Below are 18,980 nucleotides of genomic sequence, written 5' to 3' on the forward strand. Positions count from 1 at the left end.
CGCTGGTCGCCTCGTCGATACGGCTGGCATAGGGCTGGACGGCACAGATGAGGGTGAAGAGGCGCCGGGCGGTGTTGAGGTCGATGATGATCTTGTTGGTCAGCCGTGTGCGCAGCAGTTCGGCGGCGTCGTTGTGCATGCCGCGGCGGGCCATGTCGACGGTTTCGATCTGGAAGGGCTGGGCCGAGCGGATGGCCTCGTAATAGGCATCGCGGATGCGGAAATAGTCGCGGATCAGGCGGCGGAACGGGGTGAGCGACAGGTAATGGGCGGCGATGGGCTGGAAGGTTTCCGGATGGCGCACGTCGAGGACGATGAAATTGCCCGTGATCGACATATGCAGGGCGAAGGGTCCGGTGGCGGTGACGCGGGCGGGGCGAAAGCTGTTGTCTTCGAGCAGATCATAGATGGCGATGCGCCACTCGTGCACCTCGTCGGGATTGATCGAGGTGATGGTATTGGGGTCGAGCGTGACGGTGACCAGGCGGTCCTTGTCTTTGGGTTTGGCCTGGCTTTCCATCGTGATGCTCAATGGTTGAGCCTTATCGAAACCGAACGGCCATGGCCGTCGAGACCTTCGACTTCGGCCAGTGTGACCGCTGCCTGGCTGAGCGCGGCGAGCGAGGTCGGATCGCAGCCCAGGATCGAGGTGCGCTTGACGAAATCGAGCACACCGAGGCCCGAGGCGAAGCGGGCCGTGCCGGCGGTGGGCAGGACGTGGTTGGAGCCGCCGACATAGTCGCCAATGGCTTCGGGCGTGTGGTGGCCAAGGAAGATCGCGCCGGCATGGCGGATCGACGGCAGGATGGACTGCGGATCGTCCACGGCCAGCTCGACATGTTCGGAGGCAATGCGATTGGACAGTTCCACGCCTTCGCTGAGCGAGGGCACGGTGATGATGGCGCTGAGCTCGTCCCAGCCTTCGCGGGCATGGGCAGGATTGGGGAGCGTCGCTATCTGGCGATCCACCTCACCGGCCACGGCATCGCCCAGGCCCTTTTCGGTGGTGACGAGAATGGAGCGGGCCCCTGCCCCGTGTTCCGCCTGGGCGATGAGATCGGCGGCAACCCAGGCCGGATTGGCGGAGCCATCGGCGAGGACGAGGACTTCGGAAGGACCGGCGATCATGTCGATGCCGACCTTGCCGAAGACCTGGCGCTTGGCGGCCGCGACATAGGCATTGCCGGGGCCGGTGATCTTGTCGACAGGAGCGATGCTCTTGGTGCCATAGGCGAGCGCGGCGACGGCCTGGGCGCCGCCGATGCGGTAGATTTCGGTAATGCCGGCGATCTTGGCGGCGAGCAGGATGGCGGCTGCAATCTGGCCATCGGGCGTCGGCACGACCATGGCGATGCGCGCGACGCCGGCCACCCTGGCCGGGACGGCATTCATCAGCACCGAGGACGGATAGGAGGCAAGGCCACCGGGAACATAGAGCCCGACGGCATCGACCGGGGTCCAGCGGGTGCCAAGGGTCACACCCAGCGCATCGGTATAGATATGATCTTCCGGCTTCTGCTTTTGGTGATGCGCCTTGATGCGATCATGCGCGGTTTGCAGGGCCGAGCGGACTTCCGGGGTGACGCGGGCGGCGGCCTCGTCGATCTCGTCTTCGGTGATGCGCAGGTCGGCGGCGCTGGCATAGTTTGTGCGATCGAAGCGGTTGGTCAGCTCCAGCACGGCCGCATCGCCGCGCTGACGGACATCGGCAATGATGCCGGCAACGACATCGTTGACGTCCTTGCTGGATTCGCGCTTGCCATCGAGCAATTGCTGGAAGAGCGGGGCGAAATCACTGTCGGCGCTGTCGAGGCGGAGGACCATGCAAAATTCCTAGTCTAGGGCGTGGGCCGGCTTGGCCGTTGCGGCCCAGGCAGCGCCCAGATCGGCGAGGCGCGCCTCGAGGCATTCAACGCCCAGGCGCACCGTGCCACCGCCGGCAAAGCTGAGTTCGACGATGCCGGCCGGGCCGTCGATCGGGGTGAAGGTGATGGCAAGCAGATTGAGCACGCCCTCGGGGGCGGCGGGATCAAAGCCATTGGTGGCAACGGACTGCACGCCATCGAAATGCAGCGCCGCGCGCTTGCGCAGGCCCTTGTCGCGACGCCCCTGCCCCGAGGTCCAGTCAAAGCGGTTCATCAACAGCGCAAAGCGGCGATCACCGCGGGCATAGCCCATGTCGGGGACACGCACGACGGCGTCCTGCACATGGGCGGAAAGGACTTCGAGGTCTTCGGCATCAAGCGCGATGAGCTTGAGATCGGTCATGGTGCGGTCTGTCCCCTGTGAGCGTCATCGCCATGATCTGGTCACGCCCCATTCGATCTACAAGCTTGGGCGCGATGGGGCAATGCGAAGACGTGCGAAAGCGCCGCCTGCAATGCGGTTTTCACGGATGACGGGCGGCCATTGGCCCAGAAACTACTAGTGAAGTGCGAGCCAATGGCCGCCCGTCACGGCCTGGAGTTTCCTCACCGGGTCCGGAACTCACCGGGGACATTATTGCAAGCCCAGGTGCCGACTTTCAGCCCGGCCAAATGGGCGCCCCATCTCCAGCCTCCCCGCCCGGTGCTGCGTCGGCACCGCGTGTATGACGGGAATGGGGAGAGTATGGGGGAGGATTCAGGGGGCGTGGAAAAGTCGGGTGAAAAAAGTCGCAAGCAGCTGAGGGCGCGGGAGTAATTCGGCTTTAGAAACGGGGATTGGGGGCCGCGATGCCAACCTTCTCCCCTTGAGGGAGAAGGTTGGTCCGGTGGCTGGGGAGGGCTCATGGCCTAGCGAACTAAAAACGCCCCACTGGGGCGTTTTTGCCTTTGGCCGTTCGCTAGCCCGCAAGCCGCTCGATCTCGGCGCCGCAGCGGCCCAGCTTTTCCTCGAGGCGTTCGAAGCCGCGGTCGAGGTGGTAGATGCGGTTGACCACGGTTTCGCCCTTGGCGGCGAGGCCGGCGATGACCAGCGAGACCGAAGCGCGCAGATCGGTGGCCATGACCTGGGCGCCCTTGAGCTGGGACTTGCCGTGGATGGTCGCCAACTGCCCATCAACCGAAATCTCGGCGCCGAAGCGGGCGAGTTCGGCGACATGCATGTAGCGGTTTTCGAAGATGGTTTCGCGAATGTGGCTGGTGCCTTCGGACATGGTCATCAGCGCCATGAACTGGGCCTGGAGGTCGGTCGGGAAGCCGGGGAAGGGGTCGGTGTCGACATCGACCGGGGCAATGCCATTGCCGTTGCGCTGGACGCGCAGGCCATTGGCCTCGGTGGTGAGGCTGACGCCGGTCTGCCCCAGGATATCGAGCGCCGACTGCAGGTGTTCCGGCCGCGCGCCCTTGAGCAGGACATTGCCGCCGGTCATGGCGGCGGCCATGGCGAAGGTGCCGGTCTCGATACGGTCGGGGATGACATCGACGGTGGCGCCATGCAGCTTTTCCACGCCCTCGACGGTGAGGGTGCGCGTGCCGATGCCGGTGATTTTTGCACCCATGGCGACGAGGCATTCGGCGACATTGGTGATTTCGGGTTCCTGGGCGGCATTTTCCAGAATGGTGGTGCCACGGGCGAGCGCAGCGGCCATCAGCAATGTGTGGGTGGCGCCGACCGACACTTTCGGGAACTTGATATGGGCGCCGACGAGGCCGCCCTTGGGCGCCTTGGCGACGACATAGCCGTCGTCGATGTCGATCTCGGCCCCCAGTTCCTTGAGGCCATAGAGGAAGAGATCCACGGGGCGCGTGCCGATGGCGCAGCCGCCGGGGAGCGAGACGCGGGCCTCGTGGCAGCGGGCGAGCAGCGGGCCGATGACCCAGAAGCTGGCGCGCATCTTGGAGACCAGTTCATAGGGCGCGGTGGTGTCGACGATATCGGCGGCATGGAAGGTCATGCGCTGGCCGACGCCTTCTTCCTCGCCACGGCGGCGGCCGTGCACGGCGATATCGACACCGTGGTTTTCGAGGATGCGTTCGAGCTGCTTGACGTCGGCGAGGCGCGGCACATTCTGCAGCACCAGCGGCTCGTCGGTGAGCAGCGAAGCGATCATCAAGGGGAGAGCGGCATTCTTGGCACCCGAAATGGTGATTTCACCATTGAGCGCATTGCCACCGATCAAACGGATACGGTCCAATTGTCTTGTCCTATATGGCGGGCGTCAGAGCCCATCTACCTGGAATGGAGGTAGGCCAAGTCCTAGTTGCCACGTAAGCCAGACTCGCCGTCTCGTTCTGAATGCCGGCCCACCAAATCGGCCGCCGGCTGGTCGTCTGATAGTCACCCGAAACTGGTTTACGGTTTATTGACCGTATCACTCCCGGGGGCAGAATTGGGCTCCGGTGCCTGACGCTCCGAATCGGCGCGTGCCTTGGCCTGCCCCTTCCGGCGCTTGAGGTTCTCGCGGAGCTTTACGGCCAATCTTTGCTCGCGCAAAGCGGCCTGTTCGGTTTTGCTCATGTGCGTCGCCTGGGCGCCATCCGGAATCGCATTCTGCTTGCGACGGTTGATAGGCGCTTTTTAGTCTTGCGTCGAGATAATGCCTATGGCAAAGGAGCCCCCGTCGCGCCGGACATGTCCCGCGACGACCACAGCGGTCGCCATTGATGCCCCGCTCCCGATGCTGCCGTAGCTCAGTGGTAGAGCACCCCCTTGGTAAGGGGGAGGCCGACAGTTCAATCCTGTCCGGCAGCACCATTCTATCTCCTTGATAGAAAACAACTTCCTGATTTTGTTGACCTATCTGGCTCCTCCGTTGATACACAGGGGTGACACACATGGTCCTTTCTATGCCGCGCCCGTACAAACACAAAGCCACTGGGGTCTATTGGTATCGCCAGCGCGTTCCTGCCCACGTTATGTCCGTGGCGAAGGGGCAGACCGTCTCGGTCATCGTGAGTGGTACGGTGCTGCGCAGGACGGTCGGGGAGGCGCTAGTGGTCACCCTCGCGACAAAAGAACCTGCCGAAGCGAAGCTCCGGGCTAGTGCGGTGCAGTCCCAGTTCGATGCCATCTGGATTGCTTTTGCCAAGCCTCCAGAGCGTCTTACCCTCAAAGAGATAGTCGCCCTTGCCGGGGAAGCGTTTCGAGGTTTTCAGGCGTTCGAGGATAATCCTGGGGACCCTGAAAAGTGGCGGGACGTGGTCGAGGCCAATGCCGCTGCTTTCAGAGGCGACCCGCTGTACATCGGTTCAGCCAGCGAAAAACGTATGCTCTCTTTCGTTGCCCGCTTCGGCCCATTCGTTGACGCCGTCTTGCGGACGCACCAGAAGCGCGTGGACGGCCACACGTATGGATTGTTGCTGGAACACTTCGGCAAGGCACTGACTGATGCCGCCAACCTACTTCTCAAGAGAGCGGAGGGGGATTTCAGCCCGGATGACCGAGGCAAGAAATACCCTGCCGTGATCCGGAAATCTGCGAACCGGAAGTCGTCGGACCGCGGCCTGACGTTCGACATGCTCATCGACCACAAGCAGAAGACACAGACGCGCAGCGCCCGAACTTTTGCTACCTACCGCAACAAGGTTTCCGACTTCGCCCGCTTCATCGGTCATGACGACGCGCGGCAAGTGACGAAAGATGACGTGCGCAGGTGGCGGGATGACCTTATCGAGCGTGGTCTAGCAAGGAAGACTATCAACGATCAGTACCTCGCCGCTCTGAAATCCGTTTTGGCGCACGGCGTGAAAGAGTTCGACCTAGTAGCAAACGTGGCGGGCACGATCAGAGATGAGAGAAACGACCCGGCACCTAAGGGCTCTAAGGATTACACGGCGGAGCAAGCTCGGACCATTCTTGCCGCGACTTTCAGGGGTGTCCGAAAGGACGTGGCGCTCCCCTATCGTCGTGCCATCTTCTGGGCACCATGGATTTGTGCCTATACCGGGCTTCGGGTCAGCGAGGTCACGCAGTTACAGGGGACCAGCGTATTGTGGGAAGGGGGCATCCCCTATCTGATGATCAGGCCAGAAGATGGGGGAACCAAAGGCGGGAATGCTTGGACGGTGGGCATCCACCAACACCTCATAGACCTTGGATTGCTGGACATGTTCAAGGCCGTGGGGAGCGGTCCAGCATTCTACACTCCCTATCCACCGGGCGAGGACTTATCCAAGGTCCTAAACCATCGGTCCAAGGACGCCGCCGAACGAGTGGCAGAATGGGTGCGCGATGAGGTCGGTATCGTACCTCCCGGCGGGCGACCAAACCATGCTTGGAGGCACGCTTTCACGACTGCATCTCGCGACGTTTCCATGGACAAGGAAACACGCGACTACATGATGGGCAGTCGATCCACCACTGACGCACGTGAGGGTTATGGCGGCTTCACACCAAGAAAAATAACGGCCGAAATCAACAAGCTCCCCCGCATTGACATAGTGGAAACCGACTGGCGACCGTTGGTAGACCGTGTCGCCCCTCTCGCTCTACGCGGCTCTTCGCCAACGAAGCGCATCCGCAAACCACCGAATAGACGCAAAAAGGCCCCGCCAGCGCCCCATAGGGGAAACCAGCGAGGGCCTACCAGGAATTGTGATGCCAAATGAAGGTGCGCCAGCGTGTTGTCAGGCTATTTGCTTGCTGTGCCGAGTGCTTCGTCTTCGAGCTTGCGAACTTTCGACCAAGCCTCCGCAACTCGCTTGCGAACCGCAAGAATGTAATCGACCCGCCAAATGACCCAGAGCGACCAAGTCTCGCCTACCCTATCTCGGGCCGCATTTGCCATTTCGCTCATATCATCTTCGCCATGCTCTGCATCTGGGCCAGAGGTCGAATGGCGGAAAGTGGTGTTCAGCAACATGAGTTCATCACGTAGCGTAGTGGTGAGCCTAATTCCCCGCTGCTCCAAAAGGTAGTCTACAGCGTAACCACGGGTAGAACTCCTCTCAAGAGCTTCGATAAGCTCAAATAGTCTGTCGACGACAGCACTGACTTCCTTGGGCCAAAATTCAAATAGCCGGTGGTAGTTCTCGGTGTCATAGGACTGGAGCAATGACGACAGACGGAATACGGCCGGTCTTATTTTCTCAAGGTGGGCTAGGTATTCCTCCAGTTCCAACGCCACGCCCTTGATATTTGGGATCGCTGAGGCCGAGGACTGACGCCGCGCTTCTCGAAGTTGGATATAAACAGGTCGTCCCACGACTATGGCAGCGACAAGGGCGATAACGGCGGCAACTAGCTCCTGATAATCCTTCACCCACCACAGGGAGACAAGGCGTTCCAACCAAGCTATGGGCGCGTCGTTGCAGAGCCGGTCGAACAAGGCAAAGCAGCCAGACCGCTGATACCAAAACATCACGTACAGCGCGCCCCAAAGGGCGGCAAAGACAGAGATCATTGTCCATAGGGATTTTCTGGTCACTTCGCGTGTTCCCTACAAATTGGGTGTACCATCGAGAAGCGACCTATCGGGTATTCGGAACGACCCCGTATTTCCTAAATTGGGGCAGCAACTCGCCAACCATTTCGAACACGCCTTTGAACTTGACCAGCAGCGCCCTCATAGCCCGGTCGATCTCCTCGGCGTTTTGAATGTCGGCAATGTGAATGTCGTTGCTTCGCAGGAATTTCGAGAACTTTTTGCCTTCGTTGGCAGCACCCTTCTGAAATCCAACCAACTTGGGGTGGTTCTGGGCCGCTGCATCCCGAATGCTGGCGACAAGGGCACTACGGAACTCGAAAGGTGCGGCAGGTCCGACCTCGGCAATCAGTGACAAGCTGCCCGAGCCCGCGTCCATGTCCTCGTTCAGTTGGAACCAGCAGATCAGGGGATATTCTGCCCACCAGCCGTCACAACCCTCCCAGGTTAGTTCTTGGTCAAAGCCATCCACCCACAGTTTCGGTAGGAAACTTGCCTGAAAGTGATTGTGATAGCTGTACACAAACCACTGATCCCCAACCTGAAACTCGTTGTGGTAGGTCAACTGCTCGCCGAAGACACTTTCGACGGCCAGTATGAAATCGGTCCTCGCACCATGCTCCATGATGAAATCGAGTACCTTCCGATGGGAGCGATATAGCTGGCGCGCCAAAGCCTCCATTTCATCCCGTTCGCTGCTCATGCCCGTAGCCTCTCGAATAACTTCCAAATAGTGCCCGACGAACATCGCAACGTCGGTGCGTAGTGTTTCGGAATTTGCCTCCAACACGTCAGGTAGAATTTCGCAAATCGACGCATAAAGGATGGGCACATAACCGTCGTCGGCCGGTTCCTCGTCGTGCAACGTTAAGAAAACGCCCCGAACCTTGAGTATCCCCTCCTGCGGCTCGAAGATCGACTTCACACGCTCGGCGTACTTAGAAAGCTGGCCTTCGTGCTGGGTGCTATTGAACTTATTCTCGATGATGAACGCCCACTTGAGCCGTGGCAGAAGAACGAAAATGTCGATGTTCTGCCATTCACGTCGAACCTCTGCATCCCTTAGGTCCGCTTGTGAAATCTCCAAGGCGCTGGGACTGCCCAAGTGGCTTTGACCGCGCATCGCCTCGCTAAGAAAGGCGCGAAGGAACTTGTCCTCGAGGCCGTGGGTCTCACGGGGGTCCAGTAGCCAAGCCAGAATAGCGGAATGCCGGATTTCCATGCTCTGCATCCGCATGGTCTTGATTGGATTGAACCGGTTTAGGTATGTGCCAAGTCGATGAAGATCCTGATTGTTGACGAAAAGTTCTTCGAGGTCATCGTGCTTCATGTACGACCACAAATGCTTGCTGAAACCGCTGCCAGCTTTGGGCTGATTTGATGCGGGCGGCAAGCATCTCCGATCATACCCGCCAAGCCCTATCATTCGAGGCAACCTGACCGGCAAAGCAGATGACCCCGGAGGCAAGTGCCGGAGCCATCTAATTGTGCATCGAGTAGCTATGCCGCTGCCAAGAACGGGTCCATGCCCTCTCGCGCCAGTGCATCCGCCCGCTCGTTTAGAAGGTTGCCAGCGTGGCCTTTGGTCCAAAGCCATTCGATATCGAGCCCCTGAACCGTCTGGTCCAGCTTCTCCCATAGCTCTCGGTTCTTGACCGGCTTTTTGTCGCTGGTTCGCCAGCCGTTGGCTTTCCATTTCTCCAGCCGCGTGGACATGCCGAGTACGACATATTCGCTGTCGCTGTGGACCTTGATTGGCAATGCTGGGTCGAAACCCTCGCTGGTCGCGAGGAGACCAATTCCGTGGATGGCAGCGGTAAGCTCCATCTGGTTATTGGTGGTGGCAGGGAGACCTCCGCAATGCTCCTGCCGATGGGCTGGATTGCTGCCGTCCCAGTGGATGATGATTGCTCCCCAGCCTCCGGGGCCGGGATTGCCGGAGCAAGCACCGTCCGTGTGGATGGAGTAGTCGGTGTAACTCGGTGGCATAGCAATGCCGTTGTCAGACGCGCTCATGCGGTCTTCTCCTTGGTATGTCGGTTTTGTTTTGGGTTGGTTGTGGGCTTCCGTAATCTACCCACCACTAATCATGGTGATGTAGACGAGACCCGATAGGTGCCAGAATGGCATTACGTTGAGCGATGAGCTTGTCTAGCTGACGACGGCGAATACCCTCGAACTTGCTCACGACCTGCTGGGTCACCCCGATGATCCTTGCCTTCTCGGTCTGTGAGAGGCCGGGGTAGTGATAGACCAGCCAGCAGACTTGCTCCTGTACTGGCATGTCGGGGTTCTTCCGCAGTTCCCGAAAGGCGGCCAGATGGTCCCGTGCGGTTTGCCCTTGGGTGGACAGTTCGGAGAACTCACCTACAGCGTCGTCCCACCGCTCCTCAATCCAAGCACGACCTTCTGGACCGATCACGTCGAACGGCGTGCCACGGTATGAGCGTTGCCGCTTTCCCCATCCGCGCTCTGTCACCCAATCAGCGAGCCGGAGACGGAGATTACGGCTGTGGCCCTCGGAGACAAGAAAACCGAGTTCGACAAGGAGGGCGCGGACCCGCCGAGGACCGACGCCTTTCAGATTGCCGAGTTCGGTCAGGGTGATCCAATCGCCTATGCTGACCCGGAGGACTTCCCCCGTAGCCCTGTCGAGTTGGTCTTGGTGGTACTCCATCAGGCCGCAAGGTTCGTGGTCGGCTTGACCTCGGGGGTAAGCCTTCGGATGACCTCCAGCTTCTCCCTGATCTCCCGCAAAATACGAAGGGGTTCGACCACGTTGTCCGGCACCCAACCATAGTTGCAGAGCCGCTTGAGGTATCGCGCATCGCGGGAGGCGGAGGAGAGGACGGAGCGGAGGTCTGCCCAATCAGGTTCAACTGGACGGTTCCCGGCGGTCTCGGCCTGGCGCAATGGCAATGCCAGCGACAAGGCCATGAAGTGCAGCTCGACATGAGCCACAAGGCGTACAGTGGAAGGAATATGCGGGTCCGCTTTCTTGCCCCCGGCGAGGGCTCTGGCGAGGTCCCTGACGGCGTAGAGGGCGGATTGCTTGAGGTTGTAGGTGGATTGGCTTTCGAGGAGCGCGCGGGCTTCCTCTGGGGCTGGAGGGTTAGGAGAAGGCGGGTCCGTAGTGATGGTGTTGGTGTCGATGGTGCTTTCGCTGGCGACCATGGGTGACCTTTCGATTGTGTTGGGGGTGCTGTCCGGTGGCTCGTAAAAACAGATAGACCGACGCGGACGGCATAGTTTCATAGTGCCCCGGATGCTGCCGGGTCAGTTTGCGGAAACAGACGACCAGCACCCCCGCAAAGGCACTGACCGGCACTGCCCAATGGCAGCGCGTATCGCCCGTTATTGTCATCGCAGACTTATTCCATGCTGCTGCCGTCACGGTGCGCTGGACGGCTCCCCCGACCCAATCCAAGGCCCGAGGGTTTCTTATTCACGATGAGAAAGAACAGACCCCGCCGGGCAAGCCGGTGGCGTCGTGCGGTTTGAGCCGCGAGGGGAAGGGCGGGTGCTGACGGCGCGCGCACGGGGTTTCGCTCGGTGCCCGTGTGGGCTTCGAGAGGGGGCGGTACGGGTGACCCGAGAGGATCATGTCAGCTTGGTTGCGGGGAGCCCCTTACGGAGCCCGGCTATGTCATCGTGGGTTGCGGGCCACGGCCCCAAAAGGCTTTCACGGACGGCATGAGTTGTCCGATGAGCGCAATATGGTGCAGCCCACCACTCCGGTCAATAGGTAAAAATCAGACAAACCATTGAAATATAACGTTCTTTTCTGAATATCCTCTGCATGTCCAAGAGTTTTAGGGCTTTGCGCATGGCGCTGTGACCAACATTGTGACCACGAAGCTATGCCGCCCCTGCCCCGCTCCCCTCCAAGACCCGAAGAACGTCCTCCAAGTCGGTCGGACGGACCTGCATGTAGCGCATGGTGGTGGCAATCGCGTCGTGGCCCATCCACTGCATGACCCGCTTGATATCGACGCCGCCCAATACCAGTCTCGTGCAACACGTGTGGCGCATGGTGTGCGGCGTTAGATCGGCCAGCCCTGTCGTTGCTCGCATAGCGTCCCAGCGAGAGCGCATGGTGTTCTTGTTCAGCCCCGAGAAGGGGCCGTTCAGAGGGCCGTGGGTTATACGACGAGCCTTGACGATCTCACGAGCCCGCTTGGTCAGCGGCACCGTTCGCGGCTTGCCGCTCTTGGTGTGCCAGAAGGTTACGCTGGCGAGGTGCGGGCCGAAGGCGTCCCAGCGCACGGGCAGCATTTCCGAGAAGCACCGCGCCCCCGTGTCCACCAGAAGGATCGTCAGGTCGTGGAGGTCGTCCCAGCCCTGCGCCTTGTGGAAAGCGAGAACGGCCCGCTCCTCGATATCGTCCATGTACCTGAATTTGGTTTGCTCCTCCCGCGTCCACCGGAACTTGGGCACGGCGTCCAAGGCTCCAGCTTCCCAGGCGACGTTCAGCATCTTGGAGAGCGCAGAGCATTTCCGGTTGATGGTTGGCTGGGCCAATCCACTTTCCGCGAGAGTGACCCGGAAGTCGGCAATGTCCGCTGACGTGATTGTGGCAACAGCCTTGTTCCGCCCGAAATGATCCATACACACCTGCCCGTTGCGGATGAGCGTTGTAGCAGCCTTCATGGTTGCCCATTCGGTGCGCGATACGTGGTCGAACAGTTTGCCGAGGAGCGTCAGGTCGCGAGACCCCGTGCCCCGGCTGGTGTTATTGGCTGGCGGGAGCGGTCTGCCTTCCACTACTGCCGCCCTCGCCGCCTTCTCCCACGCCATTGCGGCGCTCTCGGTCTTGAAGGTTGGGCGGAGCCGGATGCCATCAGCAGTGCGAATATCAGCTTGCCAGAGCTTGCCTCGGTGTCTTGCCATGGTCAGACCTCCCCGCCGTTGCCGTAGCTGGACGAGGGCATGATGGGCGTCGGTTCAACGGCATGAGCCAAAGTCCCGAACCATTTGCAGGGCACCGTCTGGGCATCGGACGGAAGCATGGCGGCAAACTCGATGAGCTTGGCGAGCGCGAACCTGTACGGCTCCAAGACCTCGCTATTGTTCAAGGAAGCTGAGCCAATCAAGGCAAAGGCGATTTGGTAGAGGAAGTCGGCAGAGGTCCGCAGCGCGTTCAGCGCATTGGTCTGGCACCGCCCCAGCGCGACCTCGCAAGCGGCCCCCAGGAGCGCATCATCAGCGGCGATTAGGTGGTGCAGACACAGCGCCTCGGCATTAGCGATGGCGTCTATCGAAAGATGTTTCATTGAGGAGGTGCCCCGTCACGAGTGGATTGACGGTTGCCCATTGGGCACACGGTTCAACACCGGGCAACAAGAATGAGGTCACCACATGGAGACCATCGGAGCGGGACGAAAAACACGTCGCGGTATGGTGACTATGCGAGTGAGGCGGGGTGTGGTGTGGGAAAAGGCGGGAGGGAGTGGAGGGTCACCGCATGGTGACGGCGTGGTCAGATTGTCGCACCCTGCCTAAACCGCGACCTGACGACCGGCAGACCCTTGGAGGCTTGGAGATGGGGACGGGAGGAGTGGGACCAGCCTCTGGGGCTCCAATAGCAGACCATATCGGTCATACCTGCGCTGCCAGCGAGACCGCCCATAACCATAAGGTTTATTGAATAGTTATATCGTCCCCCTAGTGGACGGCGTTATGTCCTAGTCGGCGGCCTAATCGCCCTAATCATTTGAGGCGAAACAGGTCGTACACTCCCCACGCTCCCGCCAAAGCCATAGCTGCGATGGTCCCCCAGCCGACGAACGAAACTACCGTGGCGATCATTGTGCGGCTCCATTGTTCGCGCGGTCCACAATGCGCGAGACCTGCTTTGCCGTCCAAGCGCCGCCCCTAGCAGTTGGCACCGTCATTTCATTGAGAAGCGCCGCAATCTGGGAAAGGTTCTTCCCCCCGGCCTGTAGCGGGGCAATCACTTTCAATACGCGCCCATCGTCTTGAGCAGTCTTGATCCGTAGCGCCTCGTTCCGCTTCATGGTCTTGTCTCGCAATCCCCCTAGCTTGGTGCCTCGTGCCTTCGCGGCCTGTAGCGCCGCCTTGGTGCGCTTCGATATGAAATCCCGTTCCTGCTCGGCCAGAGCCGCATAAATATGCAATTGGAACTTGTCGGCGTGGGGCATCTGGGCAACCCGTAGGCGCACCTTGGGGTCCTCCATCAGCCCGGATATGAACGATACCTTGCGGCTAAGTCGGTCGAGCTTTGCTACCAACAATTCAGCGCCGGTCTCGCGAACCAGCCGGAGCGCCTTCTGTAGCTCGGGGCGATCCTCGGTGGCACCAGAGAGCATATCTTGGAATGCCCCGACGACCTCATACGGCACTTCCGAGAACTGGTGGAGGAATATGTCGATATCCCGCTGCTGCGCCTCAAGACCAAGACCGGAGCGGCCCTGTTCATCAGTGCTTACCCGCGTGTAGGTGACGTACTGCCTCATGGTTTGTCATCTGTATCCGTTGTGGCTGACAAGGCTTCTAGTTAGGTACTTGTCTAATGTCAACGTTCGTTGTGGCTGACAAGCCGGGTCCACGCAGAGGTCATCGAGCGAGAGCAAGCCCTTGCAAGAGCTGGCTTTCGTCGCTTATCAAAATGACACCGGAGGAAGTTAAGCATGAGATTTGCGATTGGCTTGGTGATCGGCCTGACGGTCGGCGGCGTCGGCGCGGCGGTTGCCCAGGCTGTTGCTCGGGTGGACACCAACGGGGTGCTTGCCGGGTACACAGTGCAGAAGGGCAGTGAGACCGTCTGTCGTGACCCTATGGTGTGGAACGATTTCCGTGGGCAAGGCAGCTTCATCGTCTGCGAATAGGTCGCAACCGGGACTACGTGGGCGAAACCACCCCACCGGGGGGTATCTGACAGCCACGACTGTCGAGTTCTACCCCACGGATTTTTCTGGCATTTTTTGGGCACTAGTACCAAGCTGGCGGGGTCAGGCGCCTATCAAGCCAAATAAGAACTCCGGGCCACGCTCGATACGGAACCGCTGAAACATAGGCAGCAAAGAGCCAATCAAGGTCACCGAAAGGAGCCAAAAAGGCGGCCTTTGCCTCCAGCGATCGCCCAGCTTCCAACAGAGACTGCCACTCGTATCGCTGGAACGTATAGGTTCGCATTTTGCCCTCTTGTGCATATCGCGCGTCGAAGAACGCATCGTCGGGCAATTCAGGCTCCTCGTGAACAACACGAGTGAAAGCGGGCCACAATGCTTTGCACGTCTGCTTCCAATTCCGGCGCGCTAGGGCAAACACAAATGCCCTCATAAACCATAGGTGCCTTCTCGGATTGTCGTCAAAAACATCATCGTTCGCGAAGAAGGGATGCCCGGTATTCCTTGCCCAACAATCCTCGAAGTCAAAATATGGCGCAGCCGGTGGGAGAATGCCGTCCATCTGTTCATCGCTCGCATACAGTACCAATTGGATGTGGTCTCCAAGAGTGCGATCAACGCTGGGGGGTGCCCAAGAGGTGGTCGCCCAAAATCGTACAAGCAATGATGGTAGCGCGCCTTGGCCCCAGATTTTGGGATGGAGAACGCTCTCTTGCACAAGCGATCGAGCATAGCTGCGTTGATCTTCGTCGCGGATGCGGTCCGTAAGTAAGAGAATTGCCGCACAGTCGGCCACCATATTCCTACGCTGGAACATGATATCTACCTCCGATAACGCGTCATGTTCCACCCACGTGAGGTCCGGGGCGAGGTCTCGCTCCTTTGCCTCCAGCACTAGGTCTTTAGCATGGTCGATAACCTGTTCCGCATAGTCGCGAATGAGTTTGCGCCGCTTCTCGATGTCGGCAAACCTGATCGCGTACACAGCGGTGACGACCGTGAGCGAAAACAACGCGTGGTGGTTCGCGGTTGCGTACCACGGCGCTTTCATAATTTCCGCCATCAGAAAAAGTGACGTGATGCTCGCGAGTTTCGCTGGCCCGCTGAATGACTTGTCGGGTGGGGGAATGGCGGCGGCAAGCAAGTTTGTGAATTCTAGTAACTTGGGGGTGTCGCGGCCGTCCTGTGCGAGATGATTTAGCATCTGCCTGGTACTTTCTGGCGACGTTGGCCACACCCTCCCAGCGGTGCCAATGAACATGCTGATGAGCTTGCCCCGAGCCCAAACCTCGAAGTGATCGGCGGGACACAGTGGATTTTCAATACGGGCAGTGGCGGTGGTCGAAAACAACACCATTGCCTCTTCATCCACCTCGCCATTGGTGACAAACACGGCCGTGTGCCGTTCCCCTTTGCTACGTTTGTGAGGCGGAAACACTGGCACTTCCAATAGCTCGGTAAGCTGCACCAAATGGCCCGCCGCCTCGCTCTTCTTTAGGCGACCACCGGGATGACCTTTCAGTTGGAAACAGTAAAGCCCCCCTTCCGGGCTTCGGGCGATTACGTCTTTGCCGTACTCCAAGGCCGCATGACGTGTATTGTGGAGAATGTTCCAGCCAGCCGAGACCAGCATCTGGACAAAGGCTGGCTGATATCGCCGTTCACCTTGGTTATCCAACCAGTACTCGATCTGCCTCTCGATGAAGGTGGTCATGGTACTTCCGGGCATAGAGAACTTCAAATCGCCGTCGGAGGTTAGTGTCCATGAGGACTTCGCGAAAGGCACCTTCTACGTCTGCCCCGCCAAAAAACTCGGGGGGGCGCCAGTTTCCAAAAGGGTCGAAGCTCCACTCAACCGTTTCCAGCGATTGAAGAAGCAAATCTCCGTCAAACTTTCGACCGCCGCCATCAACGACTTGGCCTGTGCCTTCTGTTGTTTCGTCCAACTTACGGACTAGGAGCTTCACGAACTCCCCGGCCATTTGACTGGCCAGATCGTGTAGCGTTTCGTCAACCTTTTGCAGAGTGAATTTTGCCAACGTGGTCCGGCGGAAGACGAACTCTGCACTCGCCTTGCTCACTTCGCTTATGTCCTCCGTGTGGTCGTGCCGGATCATGTGAGAGCCGGTGCCCTCAAACTGCCGATGCTTGTCGATCTTATTGTACAGCGGAAACGCACGACCAATGAGCGCGTCGATCCTTTGGCGATTGAGCGTCTCTCGACGGTTCACAATCCGGGAGAATGTGGGCAGCATGGCGAAACTCCAACCAAGAACAAGAATACACATTCGCAGGTGGTCGAAATAGCACTCGGCTTGAAGCCGCGAGGCTTGACCAAGGATGCACACCGTTGATACACAGAGGCCATTCGAGAAGTCGATTTAGTCAATAAAATCAATCATCCTTTGCCGTGGCGGCTAAATTCAATCCTGTCCGGCAGCACCAGTTTTCCGATTTTTTGCAGATGGGTTTACGCGCCGTCGCCGGTTTGTGCGGGCGCCCCAGCTTGGTCCGGCGGAATCAGCGCAGGTAGTCGAGGAGCGACAGCGACTGGATCTTGGCGAGGGCGGCGTAGGAGGCCTGGAGCTGGGCTTCGTAACTGGTCAGCTGGGCGGCGATCTCGGTGACGTCGACATCGCGCAGAGAGACGATCTGCTCGCTGTAGAAGGCGGTGAGGTCCTGCTGGTGGGCGACGGCGCGTTCGAGGCCGGCGGCGGCCGTGGAGACGCGTCCCAGGCTGTCGGCGACCCCGTCGACGGCCTGGCCGAGCAGGTCGTAGGCCGCGGTCAGATCGGTGCTGTCGGTGGCGCTGGCCAGTTGGGTGAGGGCGGCGAAGGCCTGGGCGAAGGCCATGTCGCCGGCGGTGACGCCATAGGATATGGCCTGTTGCTCGGACACGCGGGCGGAGAGATGTTCGGCATTGCCAGTATAGTAGCTGGTATCGGCCACCTCCCCCGTCAGGTCCTCGTCAAGGCTCACGGGCGCGGTTTCGGTGGCGGTGCCGGCAAAGAGGTAGCGGTCGCCCAGGCGGGTGTTGAGCAGGCTTGCCAGTTCCTCGATGGCCTGGCTGGCGTTGGCCGCGAGGCTGGCAATGGCGCTGTCGCTGATCCCCGTGCCGGTGACGCCGGCGACCTGGGTACGGGTGCTGGTCAGAAGGTCGTTGATCGATTGGAGGGCAGCATAGATGGCGTCGGTATCGGCCAAGGCGCTGGTGGCACTCGCCTGGTAGCGGGCGGCGCGCTCGGCGGTGACTTCGAGGTCGACCAGCTTGCGCGCATCGGTGCCGAGGCCGCCATAGTCGGTCGACTTGAGGCCCGATGCCTGCTGGAGCTGCATATTGGCCATGCGCGACTGCGTCTGCATCGAGGCATCGAGCATCTGGCGGTTCATGGCAAAGGTGGCGACGCGGTTGATCATGCCGATTGCGCCGCGCTGAGCAGGCTGTCGAACATGGCGTTGAGCGTGGTCAGGATCTGCGCGGCCACGGCATAATATTGCTCCAGCTCGGCCAGCCGTGCGGTTTCCTCGTCGACATTGACGCCGGTGAGCGAACTCATGGCGTCCTGATAGCCGGTGAGAGCGGTGCTGGCATTTTCGGCGCGTGCGGTGGCCGTGGAGGAAGCCGTCGCGGCAAGGCCCAGAATGGTCGAGGCGTAGTCGGCGAAGGAACTGGTCCCGGCGCCGATCTGGCCGGAGGCCGCGAAGGTCCAGTCGCCGGTGATGGCGTCGGAGAGGCTTTGGGCAGTGCCGGCAGGCAGCAGGTCGGGATTGGCGAGGATGTCGGCGGATACGGCGATGCTGGTGGCACCCGAGCCGGTGAGCAGCTCGTCGCCATAGGCCGTGTTGATGCTATTGATCAAGCCGGCTGCCAGGGTATCGAGCATGTCGGCCATGGCCGGGAGCACGCTGTCGCGCTGGTCGAGCAGGGCGCCGATGGTGCCGCCAGTGATCGAAACCGCCTGGCCATTGACGGTGATGGCGCCGAAGACCGTGTCCGCCGTGGCGGCAGCGGCCGGATCATAGGAGAGCAGGTTAAGGCTGTTGCCGACAAGGATGGTGCCCGACCTGGTGCCGACCAGCATGGCGCCTTCGGCATTGACCGAATAGGCAATGTCGAGCTGGCCAGCGACGGTCTGCAGCGCCAGGTTGCGTTGGTCCTCGAGATCGGCCGTGCTTTGGCCGCTGTTTTTGGCCGAAACGATCTGGGTGTTGAGCGCGGCAATGGTTTCGAGCGCCTGGTTGACCGTATCGACGCTGTCGGCGATGCCTGTGTCGGCCTGGCCGCGCAGGGTCTGGATAGCGCTGCCGGTGCTGCGCAGGCTGGAGGTTACGGCGTCGAGCGCGGCGACCAGTTCGGCCTTGGCGGTGGCCGAATTGGGCGAGGCGACAAGATCGCTGGCGGCGGTTTCAAGATCGGCCAGCATTTGCGCCAACGAGGTGCCGGAGCCGTCGCTGCTCGATGTCGAGCCCATCAGGGCCTGCACCTGGCTGGCGAAATCGGCCATGGTGGTGGCATTGCTGGCCTTGCTGGTCGAGGCGACGATGTCGGCCAGCAGGTATTTGTCAACATTGCTGGCAATGGAGGACACCGAGACGCCGGTGCCCAGAGTGCCGGTGAGCGTTGTGACCTGAGTGGAGGTCTTGGCCGAATAGCCGGCGGTATCGGCATTGGCGATATTGAATGCCGCCAGCTGCGTCCGCACCTGGGAGGCGCTGAGCGCACTATAGGCCGTGGAGCGGATGGCGCTGAACGACATGGTCGTGCC

The 18,980-nt window shown here is 60.2% G+C and carries 18 protein-coding genes, 1 tRNA gene and 1 pseudogene; 3 read left to right on the top strand and 17 right to left on the bottom strand.

What is annotated here, in order from left to right; translation table 11 throughout:
* Positions 1-46: 46 nt before the first annotated feature.
* From P0Y65_13840 to P0Y65_13860, 5 genes and pseudogenes are all read right to left on the bottom strand, one after another.
* Positions 47-520: pseudogene (locus tag P0Y65_13840) on the bottom strand (UPF0262 family protein).
* Positions 521-528: 8 nt separating this feature from the next.
* Positions 529-1,824 carry a histidinol dehydrogenase gene (gene hisD / locus P0Y65_13845; GenBank protein WEK03271.1) on the bottom strand — a complete coding sequence of 432 codons (1,296 nt, stop codon included), beginning with the start codon at positions 1,822-1,824 and terminating at the stop codon, positions 529-531.
* 9 nt (positions 1,825-1,833) lie between these two features.
* On the bottom strand, positions 1,834-2,268 hold the full coding sequence (locus P0Y65_13850; protein WEK03272.1) for a DUF2948 family protein: 435 nt from the start codon (positions 2,266-2,268) through the stop codon (positions 1,834-1,836).
* Between the two features lie 556 nt (positions 2,269-2,824).
* A complete protein-coding gene (gene murA / locus P0Y65_13855; protein WEK03273.1) occupies positions 2,825-4,117 on the bottom strand; it encodes a UDP-N-acetylglucosamine 1-carboxyvinyltransferase in 1,293 nt (430 codons plus the stop codon).
* Between the two features lie 158 nt (positions 4,118-4,275).
* Positions 4,276-4,440, bottom strand: a complete 165-nt coding sequence (locus P0Y65_13860) for a hypothetical protein (GenBank protein ID WEK03274.1) — start codon at positions 4,438-4,440, stop codon at positions 4,276-4,278.
* A gap of 162 nt (positions 4,441-4,602) precedes the next feature.
* Between P0Y65_13860 and P0Y65_13865 the strand changes: the two genes are divergently transcribed.
* Together P0Y65_13865 and P0Y65_13870 are read left to right on the top strand one after the other, a co-directional pair.
* Positions 4,603-4,677: transfer RNA gene (locus tag P0Y65_13865), tRNA-Thr, on the top strand.
* A gap of 80 nt (positions 4,678-4,757) precedes the next feature.
* Positions 4,758-6,530 carry a site-specific integrase gene (locus P0Y65_13870; GenBank protein ID WEK03275.1) on the top strand — a complete coding sequence of 591 codons (1,773 nt, stop codon included), beginning with the start codon at positions 4,758-4,760 and terminating at the stop codon, positions 6,528-6,530.
* Between the two features lie 23 nt (positions 6,531-6,553).
* On the opposite strand, the gene P0Y65_13875 is transcribed toward P0Y65_13870, so the two are convergent.
* The 8 genes from P0Y65_13875 to P0Y65_13910 all read right to left on the bottom strand — a co-directional run bounded on the left by P0Y65_13875 (position 6,554) and on the right by P0Y65_13910 (position 13,821).
* The gene (locus P0Y65_13875) at positions 6,554-7,348 is read right to left on the bottom strand and encodes a hypothetical protein (GenBank protein ID WEK03276.1); all 795 of its coding nucleotides are present in this window, start codon (positions 7,346-7,348) and stop codon (positions 6,554-6,556) included.
* A 43-nt stretch (positions 7,349-7,391) separates the two neighbouring features.
* Entirely contained in the window at positions 7,392-8,675 is a 1,284-nt protein-coding gene (locus tag P0Y65_13880; GenBank protein ID WEK03277.1) for a PD-(D/E)XK nuclease family protein, read from the bottom strand.
* Between the two features lie 170 nt (positions 8,676-8,845).
* Positions 8,846-9,361: a ribonuclease HI gene (rnhA, locus tag P0Y65_13885; protein ID WEK03278.1), complete on the bottom strand. Its 516-nt coding sequence runs from the start codon at positions 9,359-9,361 to the stop codon at positions 8,846-8,848.
* A 67-nt stretch (positions 9,362-9,428) separates the two neighbouring features.
* The gene (locus P0Y65_13890) at positions 9,429-10,022 is read right to left on the bottom strand and encodes a helix-turn-helix transcriptional regulator (protein WEK03279.1); all 594 of its coding nucleotides are present in this window, start codon (positions 10,020-10,022) and stop codon (positions 9,429-9,431) included.
* Complete coding sequence (locus P0Y65_13895; protein ID WEK03280.1) at positions 10,022-10,519, bottom strand: hypothetical protein; 498 nt, start codon at positions 10,517-10,519, stop codon at positions 10,022-10,024. Before P0Y65_13895 ends, P0Y65_13890 begins: the two co-directional genes overlap by 1 nt.
* 684 nt (positions 10,520-11,203) lie before the next feature.
* Complete coding sequence (locus P0Y65_13900) at positions 11,204-12,235, bottom strand: site-specific integrase (protein ID WEK03281.1); 1,032 nt, start codon at positions 12,233-12,235, stop codon at positions 11,204-11,206.
* 2 nt (positions 12,236-12,237) lie between these two features.
* Complete coding sequence (locus tag P0Y65_13905) at positions 12,238-12,618, bottom strand: hypothetical protein (protein WEK03282.1); 381 nt, start codon at positions 12,616-12,618, stop codon at positions 12,238-12,240.
* 531 nt (positions 12,619-13,149) lie between these two features.
* Positions 13,150-13,821, bottom strand: coding sequence for a recombinase family protein (locus P0Y65_13910; protein WEK03283.1), 672 nt, complete (start codon positions 13,819-13,821; stop codon positions 13,150-13,152).
* Between the two features lie 174 nt (positions 13,822-13,995).
* Here P0Y65_13910 and P0Y65_13915 point away from each other — a divergent pair, with 174 nt between their 5' ends.
* Positions 13,996-14,193, top strand: a complete 198-nt coding sequence (locus P0Y65_13915; GenBank protein ID WEK03284.1) for a hypothetical protein — start codon at positions 13,996-13,998, stop codon at positions 14,191-14,193.
* Positions 14,194-14,296: 103 nt separating this feature from the next.
* Here the strand turns inward: P0Y65_13915 and P0Y65_13920 are convergent, their stop codons facing one another.
* The 4 genes from P0Y65_13920 to flgK form a co-directional block, all read right to left on the bottom strand.
* On the bottom strand, positions 14,297-15,928 hold the full coding sequence (locus tag P0Y65_13920; GenBank protein ID WEK03285.1) for a hypothetical protein: 1,632 nt from the start codon (positions 15,926-15,928) through the stop codon (positions 14,297-14,299).
* Positions 15,885-16,469, bottom strand: coding sequence for a hypothetical protein (locus P0Y65_13925; protein ID WEK03286.1), 585 nt, complete (start codon positions 16,467-16,469; stop codon positions 15,885-15,887). The genes P0Y65_13920 and P0Y65_13925 overlap by 44 nt, the downstream gene beginning before the upstream one ends.
* A 265-nt stretch (positions 16,470-16,734) precedes the next feature.
* Positions 16,735-17,631: a flagellin gene (locus P0Y65_13930; GenBank protein ID WEK03287.1), complete on the bottom strand. Its 897-nt coding sequence runs from the start codon at positions 17,629-17,631 to the stop codon at positions 16,735-16,737.
* Positions 17,628-18,971 carry a flagellar hook-associated protein FlgK gene (gene flgK / locus P0Y65_13935; GenBank protein WEK03288.1) on the bottom strand — a complete coding sequence of 448 codons (1,344 nt, stop codon included), beginning with the start codon at positions 18,969-18,971 and terminating at the stop codon, positions 17,628-17,630. Before flgK ends, P0Y65_13930 begins: the two co-directional genes overlap by 4 nt.
* Positions 18,972-18,980 lie beyond the last annotated feature (9 nt).

Source organism: Candidatus Devosia phytovorans, assembly GCA_029202405.1.
GTDB classification, from domain to species: Bacteria; Pseudomonadota; Alphaproteobacteria; order Rhizobiales; family Devosiaceae; genus Devosia; species Devosia phytovorans.

Coding starts and splice junctions, on each gene's coding strand:
- hisD (WEK03271.1), bottom strand. CDS start 1,824: ATGGTCCTCCGCCTCGACAGCGCCGACAGTGATTTCGCCCCGCTCTTC.
- P0Y65_13850 (WEK03272.1), bottom strand. CDS start 2,268: ATGACCGATCTCAAGCTCATCGCGCTTGATGCCGAAGACCTCGAAGTC.
- P0Y65_13860 (WEK03274.1), bottom strand. CDS start 4,440: ATGAGCAAAACCGAACAGGCCGCTTTGCGCGAGCAAAGATTGGCCGTA.
- P0Y65_13870 (WEK03275.1), top strand. CDS start 4,758: ATGGTCCTTTCTATGCCGCGCCCGTACAAACACAAAGCCACTGGGGTC.
- P0Y65_13880 (WEK03277.1), bottom strand. CDS start 8,675: ATGAAGCACGATGACCTCGAAGAACTTTTCGTCAACAATCAGGATCTT.
- rnhA (WEK03278.1), bottom strand. CDS start 9,361: ATGAGCGCGTCTGACAACGGCATTGCTATGCCACCGAGTTACACCGAC.
- P0Y65_13890 (WEK03279.1), bottom strand. CDS start 10,022: ATGGAGTACCACCAAGACCAACTCGACAGGGCTACGGGGGAAGTCCTC.
- P0Y65_13895 (WEK03280.1), bottom strand. CDS start 10,519: ATGGTCGCCAGCGAAAGCACCATCGACACCAACACCATCACTACGGAC.
- P0Y65_13900 (WEK03281.1), bottom strand. CDS start 12,235: ATGGCAAGACACCGAGGCAAGCTCTGGCAAGCTGATATTCGCACTGCT.
- P0Y65_13905 (WEK03282.1), bottom strand. CDS start 12,618: ATGAAACATCTTTCGATAGACGCCATCGCTAATGCCGAGGCGCTGTGT.
- P0Y65_13910 (WEK03283.1), bottom strand. CDS start 13,821: ATGAGGCAGTACGTCACCTACACGCGGGTAAGCACTGATGAACAGGGC.
- P0Y65_13915 (WEK03284.1), top strand. CDS start 13,996: ATGAGATTTGCGATTGGCTTGGTGATCGGCCTGACGGTCGGCGGCGTC.
- P0Y65_13920 (WEK03285.1), bottom strand. CDS start 15,928: ATGACCACCTTCATCGAGAGGCAGATCGAGTACTGGTTGGATAACCAA.
- P0Y65_13925 (WEK03286.1), bottom strand. CDS start 16,469: ATGCTGCCCACATTCTCCCGGATTGTGAACCGTCGAGAGACGCTCAAT.
- P0Y65_13930 (WEK03287.1), bottom strand. CDS start 17,631: ATGATCAACCGCGTCGCCACCTTTGCCATGAACCGCCAGATGCTCGAT.
- flgK (WEK03288.1), bottom strand. CDS start 18,971: ATGTCGTTCAGCGCCATCCGCTCCACGGCCTATAGTGCGCTCAGCGCC.